The sequence below is a fragment of the Mycobacterium sp. genome (genome assembly GCF_046095365.1).
GTDB lineage: Bacteria > Actinomycetota > Actinomycetes > Mycobacteriales > Mycobacteriaceae > Mycobacterium.
Window position 1 is genome coordinate 1 of sequence record NZ_JBJTJF010000163.1, and the last position, 15,772, is coordinate 15,772.

Sequence of the window (15,772 nt, forward strand, 5' to 3'; positions counted from 1 at the left end):
GGCGGGTGCGGAACCCGGCCGCCGTGGTCGCCTTCATGCTGCTCAGCGGCACGCTCCAGGGGCTGTACTGGATCCGCCAGGGTGGTGACTTCATGCACGGACGGGTGTTGCTGGCCCCGCTGTTCTGCCTGCTCGCCCCCGTCGCGGTGATCCCGGTCTCAGTCCCGCGGAACTACCGGGTCCTGCGGGAGAGGCTGCCGGCCCGGGACACCGGCCACCTGCTCGGCGGCGCGGCCGCCGCGCTGTGGCTGGCGCTGGCCGGCTGGGCGCTGTGGGCGGCCAACTCGCCCGGGATGGGGCGTGACGCCACCCGGGTCACCTACTCGGGGATCGTCGACGAGCGCAGGTTCTACTCCCAGGCGACCGGCCACGCCCACCCGCTGACCGCCGCGGACTATCTGGACTACCCGCGGATGCGGGCGGTGCTGGTGGCGATCAACAACACCCCCGACGGGGCGCTGCTGCTGCCGTCGGGCAACTGGGACGTCTGGGACGTGGTCCCGCAGAAGCCCCCGATCGAGCCGCCCCCGCCCGGGCTGTCGCCGGCGGACTGGCGCCGTCAACATGCCACGCACACAGTGTTTTTCACCAATCTCGGCATGCTGGGCATGAACGTCGGCCTCAATACCCGGGTGATCGACCAGATCGGCCTGGCCAATCCCCTGGCCGCGCACACCGCCCGCCTGGAGGACGGCCGCATCGGCCACGACAAGAACCTGTTCCCGGACTGGGCCGTCGCCGAGGGGCCGTGGCTCAAGGAGCGGCCGTGGATACCGGAGTACCTCGACGAGGGCTGGGTGGAGCAGGCTCAGGCGGCTCTGGACTGCCCGGAGACCGCGGAGATGCTCAAGTCCATCCGCGACCCGATGACCCGGCCCCGTTTCATCGGCAACCTCAACCGGGCCTGGAAGCTGACCCGCTACCGGATCGACCGGGTGCCCGAATACGACCTGTCGCGCTGCGGCATCCCCGAGCCCCCGCCGAAGAGTCCGCCGTACACCGGGCTGCCGGCGACCGGGCCCTGACACCGGTTCGGTGTGTTAGCTGGCGGGTAACGCCGGGGCCCCGGCGCGGCGATAAACCCCACGACCGCCCGCGTACGGCGGTCGACGCCGAGGGTGGCGCGAAGGGTGGCGCGAAGGATGGGTACCGGGATGGGCTTCTTCGACAAGCTGCGTGTCGACAAGCTGCGTTCGGTTTGGCTGCGCCGCGCGGCCGTGGCCGCCGGACTGGCCGCGGTGCTGCCGGGCCTGGTCGGCGCCGCCGGCGGGGCGGCGAGCGCCGCGGCGTTCTCCCGTCCGGGCCTTCCCGTGGAGTACCTCGACGTGCCGTCGGCCGGGATGGGCCGCGACGTCAGGGTCCAGTTCCAGAGCGGCGGGGCCGACTCCCCGGCGGTGTACCTGCTCGACGGCCTGCGCGCCCAGGACGACTTCAACGGCTGGGACATCAACACCCCGGCGTTCGAGTGGTATCTGGACTCCGGGCTGTCGGTGATCATGCCGGTCGGCGGACAGTCCAGCTTCTACAGCGACTGGTACCGGCCGGCATGCGGCCGCACCGGGTGCCAGACCTATAAATGGGAGACCTTCCTGACTTCCGAGCTGCCCGGCTGGCTGGCTGCCAACCGGCAGGTCAGACCGACCGGCAGCGCAGCCGTCGGCCTGTCTATGGCCGGCTCGGCGGCGCTGACCCTGGCGATCTGGCACCCGCAGCAGTTCCCCTATGCGGCCTCGCTGTCGGGTTTCCTGAACCTCTCCGAAGGCTGGTGGCCGGCGCTGGTCGGCGTGGCGATGGGCGACGCCGGCGGGTTCAACCCGGCGGACATGTGGGGCCGGGGCGGCAACGTGACCTGGCAGCGCAACGACCCGATGGTCAACCTCGGCAAGCTGGTGGCCAACAACACCCGGGTCTGGGTGTACTGCGGCGACGGCAGGCAGTCCGACCTCGACGCCGGCGCCAGCGCCGGCAACCTGTTCAACGCGAAGTTCCTCGAGGGGCTCACGCTGCGGACCAACAAGACCTTCCGGGACAACTACCTGGCGGCGGGCGGGCGCAACGGGGTGTTCAACTTCCCGGCCAACGGCACCCACAGCTGGGGTTACTGGGGCCAGCAGCTTCAGCAGATGAAGCCGGACATCCAGCGGGTGCTGGGCGCCAACACGCAGCCCTCCCCGGCACCGCCGGCGACGGGCGCCTCGGCGCAGGACCCCCCGGCCCCGCCCAACTGACCGGACACCCGGCCTATCGGGGCCAATCCCGAAACCGCTGGCTGCTGGTTGTGATTCACTGGGGTGCCGCGCCGCAGGCGCGAAGAGTCGACGTGAGGTGGGTATGAGCCGTCTGGTGAAGCTGTTCCGCGCTGTCAGTGCCGTCGTCCTGGCGTCAGGGTTGTGGGGCGCCACGGCGCCGGCCGCCTCCGCGGGCGTCGAGACGGTCATGGTGCCCTCGGCGGCGATGGGCCGCGACATCCCGGTGTCCTTCCAGGGCGGCGGCCCGCACGTCGTCGTGCTGCTGGACGCCTTCAACGCCGGGCCGACGGTCAGCAACTGGGTGACGGTGGGCAACGCGATGGGTGCCCTGGCCGGCAGCGGACTGTCGGTGGCCGCCCCGGCCGGCGGCGCCTACAGCATGTACACCAACTGGGAGGCCGACGGCGGCAAGCAGTGGGAGACCTTCCTGGCCGACGAGCTGCCGAACTGGCTGTCCGCCAACCGCGGGGTTGCCCCGGGCGGCAACGCGATCGTCGGGGTGTCCCAGGGCGGCACCGGCGCGGTGACCATGGCGGCGTTCCACCCGAACCGCTATGGCTACGCCGGCTCGCTGTCGGGCTTCCTCAACCCGTCGGACACCCAGACCAACGGGGTGATCTCCAACGCCATCAACGGGGGCGGCGCCAACATCGACGCGATGTGGGGCGCCCCGCAACTGGGCCGGTGGAAGTGGCACGACCCCAACGTGCACGCCAACCTGCTGGTGTCCAACAACACCCGGCTGTGGGTGTTCAGCCCGGCGGTGTTCAGCTGCGGCGACCCCGCCGCGATGGGCGGCGGCGACTGCAGCGTGGCCCAGGGCAGCAACCGGATCTTCTACGCGCACTACCGCTCACTGGGCGGCCGTAACGGCCACTTCGACTTCGCGGCCGGCGGCGGCCACGACTGGGGCAGCTGGGCCGGACAACTCGGCGCGATGGCCGGTGACATCGCCGCCGCGCTCGGGTAACCAGTTCGGCCATCCGTTAAACATCCGCAACCTGCGGCCCATTGAGCACTGCCGCGGAACCGGTACTGTAGTTGTGTGCGCCGTCACGTCACCCACTCGTCCAGCAAACTGCTGGGCCGGGGTCGTCCGGTCCCGAACCGGGTGCTGGCGGCCGGGCTGATCGCGCCGGCGGCCTGGCTGCTGGCGGGCTGCTCCTCGAGCGGCGGCGATCTGATCAGCACGGTCGCGCTGCCGTCGATGCAGTCCGTCGAGGCCGCCGGGCCCTCCGGCGAGCTCGACATGTCGGCGTCGGCGGGCGCGGACCGGATGGGCGCCCCGGCCAACGTCACCCCCGTCCAGCGGGGCTACCTCGACGCCCTGCTGGCCGCGGGTGTGCGGCCGTCGAACGACCTGCGCGCCCTGAGCATCGGCGCCTACGTCTGTCAGGCCCGCGCGGCGGGACAGAGCGACGAGGCCGTCTGGGACGCGGTGGCGCCGATGGTGCGCAACGACATGGCCGAGGCCAAGGGCGGAGCCAACGCCCCGGAGGTCGCCTACGTCGATGTCAACCCGGTGATCGGGAACTACATCGGCATCGCCACCCAGCGACTCTGCTAGCAGATGACGCGCAGTAAACCCAAGAGCAACCGTCGCCGCCGCCACCGCATTCTCGCCCTGATCGCGGCCGGCGCCGTCGCCCTGGTCGTCGGCCTGGTCGTGGCGATCGTCGTGATCATGGTGCGGCGGCCGGAGACGCCGCCGCCGACGGCAGGACCGCCGACGGCCGTCCCACCGACCAGCGTCCCCGGAAAGAAACCCCGGCCGGCCTTCCAGGACGCCGGGTGCCCGGACGTGCAGATGATCGCCATCCCCGGCACCTGGGAGTCCTCACCCACCGACGACCCGCTCAACCCGGTCCAGTTTCCGATTGCGTTGCTGCTCAACGTGACCCGCCCGATTCAGCAGCAGTTCGGCCCGGACCGGGTGCAGGTCTACACGGTTCCCTACACCGCGCAGTTCCACAATCCGCTCACCGCCGACAAGCAGATGTCCTACAACGACAGCCGGTCGGAGGGCACCCGGGCCACGGAGCGCGCCATGACCGAGATGAACACCCGCTGCCCGCTGACCAGCTACGTGATGGTCGGGTTCTCCCAGGGCGCGGTGATCGCCGGCGACATCGCCGGCGACATCGGCAACGGCCGCGGCCCGGTCGACGAGGACCTGGTGCTCGGGGTCACCCTGATCGCCGACGGGCGCCGCCAGCCGGGAGTGGGCCAGGTCGTCGGCCCGACCCCGCCGGGTGAGGGGGCCGAGATCACCCTCAAGGAGGTTCCGACGCTGTCCACCCTGGGCCTGACCATGAGCGGCGAGCGCCCGGGCGGCTTCGGGGCGCTGAACAACCGGACCAACCAGATCTGCGCGCCCGGCGACCTGATCTGCTCGGCGCCGGAGTCCGCGTTCAGCATCACCAACCTGCCCCGCACCCTGGAGGTGCTCGCCAGCGGAGCCGGCCAGCCGGTGCACGCGATGTACGCCACCCCGAACTTCTGGAATCTCGACGGCCGGACCGCCACCATCTGGACTCTGGACTGGGCCCGCGACCTGATCGAGAACGCCCCGCGCCCGCCGCACGGCTGATGTGACGCGCGGGGAAATGATTTGGCTCAGGCGGCTGGAACCCCTAACATTAAGAAATAAATAAGGGCAGTGCGGCAGTCGTTTCGGCGCAGTCCGGCGATCCGGTCTGGGTCCGTCTGCGACCGCCCGACACTCGGTACGATCTGGGAGGCTCGGGCAGGCGGTCGGTGGCGCGGCGCGGGGTTGGCGGGGGCCGGCACGAATGCGTTCTGACAGGAGAGTGGTATGCCGTTCCATAACCCGTTCATCAAGGACGGACGCATCACTTTCCCCGAGGGCGCCAGCCTGGTCAGGCACGTCGAGCGCTGGGCGAAGGTGCGTGGGGACAAGCTCGCCTACCGGTTCCTGGACTTCTCCACCGAGCGCGACGGTGTCGAACGCGATCTGCACTGGGCCGACTTCGGGGCCCGCAACCGGGCCGTCGGCGCCCGGCTGCAGCAGGTGACCGAACCCGGTGACCGGATCGCGATCCTGTGCCCGCAGAACCTGGAGTACCTGGTGGCCTTCTTCGGGACGCTGTACTCCGGGCGGATCGCGGTGCCGCTGTTCGATCCGTCCGAGCCCGGCCACGTCGGGCGCCTGCATGCCGTTCTCGACGACTGCCGGCCGTCGGCGATCCTGACCACAACCGAAGCCGCCGAGGGCGTGCGCAAGTTCTTCCGCTCCCGGCCCGCCAAGGAGCGTCCGCGCGTCATCGCCGTCGACGCCGTTCCCGACGACGTCGGGGCGACCTGGGAGCACATCGACACCGTCAACGAGGACACCATCGCCTACCTGCAGTACACCTCCGGGTCCACCCGGATCCCGACCGGCGTGCAGATCACCCACCTCAACCTCGCCACCAACGTGGTGCAGGTGATCGAGGCCCTCGAGGGCGAGGAGGGCGACCGCGGGGTGACCTGGCTGCCGTTCTTCCACGACATGGGCCTGATCACCGCGCTGCTGTCGCCGATGATCGGCCACTACGTCACGTTCATGACGCCGGCGGCGTTCGTCCGCCGCCCCGGCCGCTGGATGCGCGAGCTGGCCCGCAAGCCCGGCGACACCGGCGGCACCATCTCGGTGGCCCCGAACTTCGCCTTCGACCACGCCGCCGCCCGCGGCGTGCCGAAGGAGGGCGAGCCGCCGATGGACCTGTCCAACGTCAAGGCGGTCCTCAACGGCAGCGAGCCGATCTCGGCGGCCACGGTGCGCCGGTTCAACGAGGCGTTCGGCCCGTTGGGTTTCCAGCCCAAGGCCATCAAGCCGTCCTACGGCCTGGCCGAGGCGACGCTGTTCGTCTCGACCACCCCGTCCTCGGAGGAGCCGACCATCATCTCGGTCGACCGCGACGAACTCAACGCCGGCCGGTTCGTCCCGGTGCCCGACGACTCCCCCAAGGCCGTCGCCCAGGCCGGCGCGGGCCGGGTCGGTATCGGCGAGTGGGCGGTGATCGTCGACTACGACACCGCCAGCGAGCTGCCCGACGGCCAGATCGGCGAGATCTGGATCAGCGGCCAGAACATGGGCACCGGCTACTGGAACAAGCCGGAGGAGACCGTCGCCACATTCCAGAACATCCTCAAGTCGCGCACCAGCCCGTCGCACGCCGAGGGCAACGCCGACGACGCCACCTGGGTGCGCACCGGCGACCTCGGCGCCTACCACGACGGCGAGCTCTACATCACCGGCCGCACAAAGGATCTCGTCATCATCGACGGCCGCAACCACTACCCGCAGGACCTGGAGTACTCCGCACAGGAGGCCAGCAAGGCGCTGCGCACCGGCTTCGTCGCGGCGTTCTCGGTGCCGGCTAACCAGCTTCCCGAGGAGGTGTTCGCCGACGCGCACGCCGGGCTCAAGCGCGACCCGAACGACACCTCCGAGCAGCTGGTCATCGTCGGCGAGCGGGCCGCCGGTTCGCACAAGCTCGATCTGGGCCCGGTCGCCGACGCCATCCGCGCGGCCGTCGCGGTGCGCCACGGCGTCACCGTGCGCGACGTGCTGCTGACCCCGGCCGGCGCGATCCCGCGCACCTCCAGCGGCAAGATCGGCCGGCGCGCCTGCCGGTCGGCCTACCTGGACGGCAGCCTGCGATCGGGGAAGGTGGCCAACGCCTTTCCCGACGAGGCGTTGTGACGCACGGAAGGCCCCATGTCTGACTCAGAGACTCCCGACGAGATCGTCCTGGCTCCCGAGCCGGAGCTCGCGGAGCCCCGCACCGGCATGTCCGTCGCCGAGATGCGTGCCTGGCTGCGCAACTGGGTGGCCGAAGCCACCGGCCAGCCGGCCGACTCGATCGACGAGTCGGTGCCGATGGTCGAACTGGGGTTGTCCTCGCGTGACGCGGTGGCCATGGCCAGCGACATCGAGGACCTGACCGGGGTCACGCTGACGGCGACGATCGCCTTCCGCCACCCGACCATCGAGGCGCTGGCCACCGTGATCGTCGAGGGCGAGCCGGAACTCGAGATCGACGACTCCGAGGAGGACTGGAGCCGCGCGCGCGAGGTCGACGACATCGCCATCGTCGGGCTGGCCACCCGCTTCCCCGGCGACATGAACACCCCCGACCAGATGTGGCAGGCGCTGCTGGAGGGCCGCGACGCCATCACCGACCTGCCCGAGGGCCGCTGGGCGGAGTTCATGGAGGAGCCGCGGCTGGCCGAGCGGATCCGCAAGGCGCGCACCCGCGGCGGCTACCTCAGCGACATCAAGGGATTCGACGCCGAGTTCTTCGCGCTGTCGAAGATGGAAGCCGACAACATCGACCCGCAGCAGCGGATGGCCCTCGAGCTGACCTGGGAGGCGCTGGAGAACGCCCGGATCCCGGCCTCGGCCCTGCGCGGCGGCAGTGTCGGCGTCTTCGTCGGCAGTTCCACCAACGACTACAGCTACCTGGCGATGATGGACCCGCGCACCGCGCACCCCTACGCCATCACCGGCACCGCGAGTTCGATCATCGCCAACCGGGTGTCCTACTTCTACGACTTCCGCGGCCCGTCGGTCGCCGTCGACACCGCCTGCTCCTCGTCGCTGGTCGCGGTGCACTCCGGGGTGCAGGCACTGCGCGCCCGCGAGGCCGACGTGGTGCTGGCAGGCGGCGTCAACGCGCTCGTCACACCGGCGGTCACGCTCGGTTTCGACGAGGTGGGCGGGGTGCTCGCCCCGGACGGGCGGATCAAGTCCTTCTCCTCCGACGCCGACGGGTACGCCCGCTCGGAGGGTGGCGGCATGCTGGTGCTCAAGCGCCTGGCCGACGCCCGCCGCGACGGCGACGACATCCTGGCCGTCATCGCCGGCAGCGCGATCAACCACGACGGCCGTTCCAACGGCCTGCTGGCACCCAACCCGGACGCCCAGGCCGACGTGCTGCGGCGGGCGTACAAGGACGCCGGCATCAACCCGCGCACCGTCGACTACATCGAGGCGCACGGCACCGGCACCATCCTCGGCGACCCGATCGAGGCCGATGCGCTGGGCCGGGTGGTCGGCCGGGGCCGGTCCGCCGACGAGCCCGCCCTGCTGGGCGCGGTGAAGTCCAACGTCGGCCACCTTGAGTCCGCCGCCGGTGCGGCCAGTCTGGCCAAGGTTGCGCTGTCGTTGCGCAACAACAAGATTCCGCCGTCGATCAACTATGCCGGCCCCAACCCCTACATCGACTTCGACGGCGCGCGGCTGCGGGTAGCCGACAGCGTCAGCGACTGGCCGCGCTACAGCGGACACGCGATCGCCGGGGTGTCCGGCTTCGGGTTCGGCGGAGCCAACGCCCACCTGGTGCTGCGTGAGGTGCTGCCGGAGGACCTCGCCGAGCCCGTGCCCGAGCCGGAACCGCAAGCCCTCGAATCGCCCCTGAGCGAGGCCGACGCGGTGTACGTCGGCGGTGTCCGGATGGACGAGTACGGCGAGTTCATCGACGATGACCTGCCCGACACCGCCGCCTACGGCGCAACCGACTACGACGACGCGGAACCGGAACTTCCCGGTCTGACCGAACAGGCACTGCGCCTGCTGGACGTGGCCCGCGAGGAATTGGCGGCCGCCGACGCGGCCGAACCGCACAGACCCGTTGTGCCGCTGGCCGTTTCGGGATTCCTCACCTCCCGCAAGCGCGCGACCGCCGCCGAGTTGGCCGACTGGGTCGACAGCCCCGAGGGCCGGGCCACCTCACTGGAGGCCATCGGCCGGTCGCTGTCCCGGCGCAACCACGGCCGCTCCCGTGCGGTGGTCATGGCGCATGACCACGACGAGGCGGTCAAGGGCCTGCGTGCGATCGCCGAGGGCAAGCAGACTCCGCTGGTGTACAGCGCCGACGGCCCGGTCACCAACGGGCCGGTCTGGGTGCTGGCCGGCTTCGGCGCCCAGCACCGCAAGATGGGCAAGAGCCTGTATCTGCGCGACGACGTCTTCGCCGAGTGGATCGACAAGGTCGACGCCCTGATCCAGGACGAGCGCGGCTACTCCATCCTCGAGCTGATCCTCGACGACTCCATCGACTACACCGACGAGACCTGCCAGTACCCGATTGAAGTGGTTCAGCTGGTGATTTTCGCCATCCAGATCGCCCTCGGCGAGTTGCTGCGGCATCACGGCGCGAAACCCGCTGCGGTGGTGGGCCAGTCGCTGGGAGAGGCGGCCGCCGCGTACTTCGCCGGCGGGCTGTCGCTGGCCGACGCCACCCGGACCATCTGCGCGCGTTCGCATCTGATGGGCGAGGGCGAAGCCATGCTGTTCGGCGAGTACATCCGGCTGATGGCACTCGTGGAGTACTCGGCCGACGAGATAGCCACGGTGTTCCCCGACTTCCCCGGCCTGGAAGTCTGCGTGTACGCCGCCCCGACCCAGACCGTGATCGGCGGTCCGCCCGAACAGGTCGACGCGATCATCGAGCGCTGCGAGGCCGAGGGCCGCTTCGCCCGCAAGTTCCAGACCAAGGGCGCCAGCCACACCACCCAGATGGACCCGCTGCTCGGTGAGCTGGCCGCCGAGCTGCAGGGCATCGACCCGCGGCCGCTGAAGATCGGTTACTTCTCCACCGTCCACGAGGGCAGCTACATCCGCCCCGGTGAGGCGATCCACCAGGTGGACTACTGGAAGAAGGGCCTGCGGCACAGCGTCCACTTCACCCAGGGCATCCGCAACGCGGTCGACAACGGGCACACCACCTTCCTCGAACTCGCGCCGAACCCGGTGGCGCTCATGCAGGTCGGGCTCACGACGGCTTCGGCGGGCCTGCACGACGGGCAGCTGATCGCGACTCTGGCCCGCAAGGAGGACGAGGTCGACTCGATGGTCGCGGCCATGGCCCAGCTCTACGTCTACGGCCACGACCTGGACTTCCGCACGCTGTTCTCGCCGGCCTCGGAACCCGGGGATTACGCCGGCATCCCTCCGACGAGGTTCAAGCGCAAGGAGCACTGGCTCAACGCCCACTTCTCGGCCGACGGATCCGCGCTGATCCCCGGCACGCACGTGGCCATGCCCGACGGCCGGCACGTCTGGGAGTACGCCGGCGACGGCAACACCGACCTGGCCGCTCTGGTGAAAGCAGCTGCGGTGCAGGTGCTTCCGGACGCCACCCTCACCGCCTCCGAGCAGCGCGCGGTCCCCGGTGACGGTGCGCGGCTGGTGACCACCCTGACCCGCCACCCCGGCGGAGCCTCGGTTCAGGTGCACGCCCGCATCGACGAGTCGTTCACCCTGGTCTACGACGCCATCGTCGCCCGTTCGGGCGCGGCCTCCGCCCTGCCTGCCGCCGTGGCGACCGGAATCGGTGTGGCCCAACAGATTTCGGCCGGACCGGAACCCGAAGCCGCGGCGCCGGAGGACGACGCCGACATCCTGCACGACAACCTCGCCGCCGGCGCCGGCGTCGCCGCCCAACTGGGCAAGTGGACCCCCGGCGGTGCGGAGACCGTGCACGACCGGCTGGGACTGATCGTGGGCAGCGCCATGGGTTACGAGCCCGAGGACCTGCCGTGGGAGGTGCCGCTGATCGAACTGGGTCTGGACTCGCTGATGGCGGTGCGGATCAAGAACCGGGTGGAGTACGACTTCGACCTGCCGCCGATCCAGCTGACCGCGGTGCGCGACGCGAACCTCTATGCCGTCGAGCAACTGATCGTCTACGCCATCTCCAACCGCGAGCAGGTGGCCGAACTCGCCGAGCACCAGAAGGGCATGACGCCCGAGGAGATCGCCGCCGAGCAGGCCAGGCTGGCCGCGGGCGAGATCCCCGAGGCGCTGGCCGAAACACTGGCCGCCAAGCACCCGGAGGCACACTCGGCCGGCGACGTCCCGCCGCCGCCGACGAATCCGGCCGGCCCCGCGCAGTCCGATGTCGCCGGCCCGGCGGCGCCGCTCCCGCCGCCGCCGACCAACCCGGCCGGCCCGGACGCCGGCACCCCGGCCGCGGCCGCGGCGAAGGTGCTGACCCAGCAGGCCGTCGTGGACGCGCTGGGCACCGACGTGCCCCCGCGCGAGGCCGCCGAGCGGGTCACCTTCGCCACCTGGGCGATCGTCACCGGCAAGTCGCCCGGAGGGATCTTCAACGACCTGCCCGCGATCGACGACGACACCGCGGCCAAGATCGCCGCGCGTCTCACCGAGCGCTGCGAGGGCACCATCACCGCCGACGACGTGCGGGCCGCGAACACCATCGAGGAGTTGGCCACCACCGTGCGCGAGCACCTGGAGTCCGGCGAGCTCGACGGGTTCGTCCGCACCCTGCGCGCCCGCCCGGAAGGCTCGACCAAGGTTCCGGTGTTCGTCTTCCACCCGGCCGGCGGCTCGACGGTGGTCTACGAGCCGCTGCTCAAACGGCTGCCCGCCGACACCCCGATGTACGGCCTCGAGCGTGTCGAGGGCTCGATCGAGGAACGCGCCGCCCAGTACGTTCCCAAGCTGATGGACATGCAGGGCAACGGCCCGTTCGTCCTGGCCGGCTGGTCACTCGGCGGCGTGCTGGCCTACGCCTGCGCCATCGGTCTGAAGAAGGCCGGCGCGGACGTCGAGTTCGTCGGCCTGATCGACACAGTCCGGGCCGGCGAGGAGATCCCGCAGACCCCCGAGGAGATCCGGGCCCGCTGGGACCGCTACGCGCTGTTCGCCCAGCGCACCTTCAACGTGGAGATCCCGGCCATCCCCTACGAGGAACTCGAGGTCCTCGACGACGAGGGGCAGGTGCGGTTCGTCCTGGACGCGGTCAAGGCCAGCGGGGTGAACATCCCGGGCGGGGTGATCGAGCACCAGCGCACCTCGTATCTGGACAACCGTGCCATCGACACCGCCAAGATCGAGCCCTACGACGGGCACGTGACCCTCTACATGGCCGACCGCTACCACGACGACGCCATCATGTTCGAGCCGCGCTACGGCACCCGCAAGCCCGACGGCGGCTGGGGCGAGTTCGTCGCCGACCTCGAGGTGGTGCCGATCGGGGGCGAGCACATCCAGGCCATCGACGAGCCGTACATTGCCAAGGTGGGCGCGCACATGTCTGAGGCGATCAATCGCATTCAGGCCCGGCAGGAGACCACGTGACCAACAAGACCACCGCCGAGTTGCTGGCCGAACTGCGAGAGAAGCTCGAACTGGCCGCCGAGCCCGGCGGTGAGGCGGCCGCCGCCAAACGCGACAAGCGCGGCATCGCCAGCGCCCGCGCGCGCATCCACGAGCTGGTCGACCCGGGCAGCTTCCTGGAGATCGGCGCGCTGGCCCGCACCCCCGGCGATCCCAACGCCCTCTACGGCGACGGCGTCGTGACCGGGCACGCCACCATCAACGGCCGGCCCGTCGGCGTCTTCTCCCATGACCAGACCGTCTTCGGCGGATCGGTGGGAGAGATGTTCGGCCGCAAGGTCGCACGGCTCATGGAATGGGTCGCGATGGTGGGCTGTCCCATCATCGGCATCAACGACTCCGGTGGCGCGCGGATCCAGGACGCGGTCACCTCGCTGGCCTGGTACGCCGAACTCGGCCGCCGCCACGAACTGCTGTCCGGCGTGGTGCCGCAGATCTCGATCATCCTGGGCAAGTGCGCCGGCGGCGCGGTGTACTCGCCGATCCAGACCGACCTGGTGGTGGCGGTTCGCGACCAGGGGTACATGTTCGTCACCGGACCCGACGTCATCAAGGATGTCACCGGTGAGGACGTCAGCCTCGACGAACTCGGCGGCGCGGACTACCAGGCCCGCTACGGCAACATCCACCAGGTCGTCGAGTCGGAGAAGGCCGCGTTCCAGTACGTGCGCGACTTCCTGGAGTTCCTGCCGTCCAACACCTTTGACGACGCCCCGGTGATCAACCCGGGGCTGGAGCCGGAGATCACCCCGCACGATCTGGAACTGGACAGCCTGGTGCCGGATGCTGACAACACGGCATACGACATGCACGAGATCCTGATCCGGATCTTCGACGACGGCGACTTCCTCGACGTGGCCGCCCAGGCGGGGCAGGCGATCATCACCGGGTTCGCCCGGGTGGACGGCCGCCCGGTCGGTGTGATCGCCAACCAGCCGATGCACATGTCCGGCGCGATCGACAACGAGGCCTCCGACAAGGCAGCCCGGTTCCTGCGGTTCTGCGACTCCTTCAACCTGCCGCTGGTGTTCGTGGTCGACACGCCCGGCTTCCTGCCCGGGGTGGAGCAGGAGAAGAACGGAATCATCAAGCGCGGCGGCCGGTTCCTCTATGCCGTCGTCGAGGCCGTCGTCCCCAAGATCACGATCACCATCCGCAAGTCCTACGGCGGCGCGTACGCCGTGATGGGCTCCAAGCAGCTCACCGCCGACCTGAACTTCGCCTGGCCCACCGCCCGAATCGCCGTGATCGGAGCCGAGGGTGCTGCCCAGCTGTTGGTCAAGCGCTTCCCGGACCCGACCGCCCCCGAGGTTCAGAAGATCCGGGCGGACTTCATCGAGGGGTACAACCGCAACATGGCGATCCCCTACATCGCCGCCGAGCGCGGGTTCATCGACGCGGTGATCGAGCCGCACCAGACACGCTTGCTGTTGCGCAAGTCCATGCGCCTGTTGCGGGAGAAGCAGATTCAGCGAATCCAGCGCAAGCACGGCCTGATCCCGATCTAAGGAGCCGACATGAGCCAGGTGATGCTGGAAGCCGCCCGCGAGACCGGCGAGGCGGCGGGTCAAGCCGTCGGCGTGTTCATGCTGCATCCCGAGACGTTCGCGGGCAGCATCGCGGCGGGATACCAGAATCCGTTGGCCGGCTATGTCGCCGGCCGCGGCGGCGTCCTCGGCGAGGCGACCCCGACGACGGTGGCCGCGGTGTTCGCGATCTTCGAGCCGAACATGCTGGGCGCGTTGTGGACCGAAGGCGTCGCCGTGCGCGGCGCGGCCGGTGCGGCGGAGGTCTACTGGGAGCAGATGGCCGGCTTCGGCCGCACCTACCTCGCCGGCGCCGAGGGTCTGGACCGTATCGCTCAATCGGGCGAGAAGATCATCGCCGCGGCACCGACCGTCGGCCTGCCCCTGTACGCCGGGTGGCGGCTCATGCCACTGGCGGCCGACGCCCCGGCGCGGGTGCTGCAGGTTATGCATGTCTTGCGCGAACTGCGCGGCGAAACCCACCTCAATGCGCTGTCGGTTTCCGGTATCACCCCGGTCGAGGCGCACATGCTGCACGGGGACGAGAACTACACCCGGATGTTCGGCTGGCCCGGCCCGTTCGCCGACGGCGCGGACAAGAGGGAGCGCTACGACGAGGTGGAAGCGGTCACCAACCGCCGGATGGCTGAGATCCTCGCCGCCGCGCTCAGTGCCGACGAGGCCGCCGAACTGGCCCGGCTCAGCACGGCCGCGCTGGCAGCGCTGAAGGCCGCCGTCCCGGCCTAGGGTGCCCCCATGCCCCTCGATGACGGCCGGGTATTCGCCGGCTACACCATCCTGCGTGTCCTCGGCGAGGGCGGCATGGGCGAGGTGTACCTCGCCGAGCATCCGCGCCTGCCCCGCCGCGAGGCGCTCAAGGTGCTCGGTACGGCCGTCAGTCACGACGAGGAGTACCGGCAGCGGTTCAACCGCGAGGCCGAGATGGTGGCCACCCTGCGCCACCGGAACATCGTCACGATCTTCGACCGGGGTGAGTGCGACGGCCAGCTGTGGATCGCCATGGAGTATGTCGACGGCACCGACGCCTTCCATCTGCTGAGCCGCAACTATCCGAACGCGGTACCCGCCGCCGACGTCGTGCGCATCGTCACCGAGGTCGGCCAGGCGCTGGACTACGCACACAGCCGCAATCTGCTGCACCGGGACATCAAGCCGGCCAACATCCTGCTGGGCCGCCCCGAGTCGGACTCCGCGGACGGGGACATCGACCGAGTCATGCTGGTGGACTTCGGAGTTGCGCGCTGGGCGGACCAGACCAGCGATCTCACCGGGACGGAGATGACGGTCGGCACGGTCACCTACGCGGCCCCCGAACAGCTCAGGGGCGAGCAGATCGACGGCCGGGCCGACCAGTACGCGTTGGCCGCCACCGCCTTTCACCTTCTGACCGGCAGCGCTCCGATCGAGCACAGCAATCCCGCCGTCGTCATCGGCCAGCACCTCAGCGAGCCACCGCCGGTTGCGTCCCTGCCGGCCGACCTGTCCGCCTTCGGTCCGGTCTTCGCCAAGGCCATGGCCAAGGACCCTGCCGACCGGTACGAGAGTTGCGCGGATTTCGCCCGGGCGATGCAGCAGGCCCTGCAGCCGTCGGCCGGGCTGCCGCCGCCGGCCGGGGGATCGGCGCGCCACCGCAGGAGTGAGTCAGCACCCGGCGGGCGGGGACCGGGGCAGCGCTGGCTGGCGGTCGGGCTGGGCGTACTGGTCCTCGCCGGTGTGGCCGGGGCGGCTGTTCTGGTCGCCGCGCAGCGCGGCGTCGCCCACGACCCCGCCACCGCCCCCGCCCGCCGGGTGATGACTCACTCCTGCGGAGGCGCGCCGATCCGCCG

General features: G+C 70.4%; 10 protein-coding genes. All 10 read left to right on the forward strand.

Annotated elements, in window-relative coordinates:
* Nucleotides 1–1,025: arabinofuranosyltransferase AftB family protein (locus tag ACKOQ4_RS12495; protein WP_526292265.1), on the forward strand; the 1,025-nt coding region annotated here is incomplete at its 5' end.
* A gap of 129 nt (nt 1,026–1,154) precedes the next feature.
* On the forward strand, nt 1,155–2,228 hold the full coding sequence (locus ACKOQ4_RS12500) for an alpha/beta hydrolase (RefSeq protein WP_526292279.1): 1,074 nt from the start codon (nt 1,155–1,157) through the stop codon (nt 2,226–2,228).
* 103 nt (nt 2,229–2,331) lie between these two features.
* Nucleotides 2,332–3,219: an alpha/beta hydrolase gene (locus ACKOQ4_RS12505; protein WP_526292267.1), complete on the forward strand. Its 888-nt coding sequence runs from the start codon at nt 2,332–2,334 to the stop codon at nt 3,217–3,219.
* Between the two features lie 75 nt (nt 3,220–3,294).
* On the forward strand, nt 3,295–3,816 hold the full coding sequence (locus ACKOQ4_RS12510; protein WP_526292269.1) for a DUF732 domain-containing protein: 522 nt from the start codon (nt 3,295–3,297) through the stop codon (nt 3,814–3,816).
* Between the two features lie 3 nt (nt 3,817–3,819).
* Entirely contained in the window at nt 3,820–4,839 is a 1,020-nt protein-coding gene (gene culp6 / locus ACKOQ4_RS12515; protein WP_526292271.1) for a carboxylesterase Culp6, read from the forward strand.
* 225 nt (nt 4,840–5,064) lie between these two features.
* On the forward strand, nt 5,065–6,957 hold the full coding sequence (fadD32, locus tag ACKOQ4_RS12520; RefSeq protein WP_526292273.1) for a long-chain-fatty-acid--AMP ligase FadD32: 1,893 nt from the start codon (nt 5,065–5,067) through the stop codon (nt 6,955–6,957).
* Nucleotides 6,958–7,044: 87 nt separating this feature from the next.
* A complete protein-coding gene (gene pks13 / locus ACKOQ4_RS12525; RefSeq protein ID WP_526292281.1) occupies nt 7,045–12,360 on the forward strand; it encodes a polyketide synthase Pks13 in 5,316 nt (1,771 codons plus the stop codon).
* Entirely contained in the window at nt 12,357–13,907 is a 1,551-nt protein-coding gene (locus tag ACKOQ4_RS12530; protein ID WP_526292275.1) for an acyl-CoA carboxylase subunit beta, read from the forward strand. Before pks13 ends, ACKOQ4_RS12530 begins: the two co-directional genes overlap by 4 nt.
* A 21-nt stretch (nt 13,908–13,928) precedes the next feature.
* Entirely contained in the window at nt 13,929–14,672 is a 744-nt protein-coding gene (locus ACKOQ4_RS12535; RefSeq protein WP_526292283.1) for an SCO6745 family protein, read from the forward strand.
* A gap of 9 nt (nt 14,673–14,681) precedes the next feature.
* Nucleotides 14,682–15,772 (forward strand): serine/threonine-protein kinase (locus ACKOQ4_RS12540; RefSeq protein WP_526292277.1); only part of this gene is annotated, 1,091 nt, incomplete at its 3' end.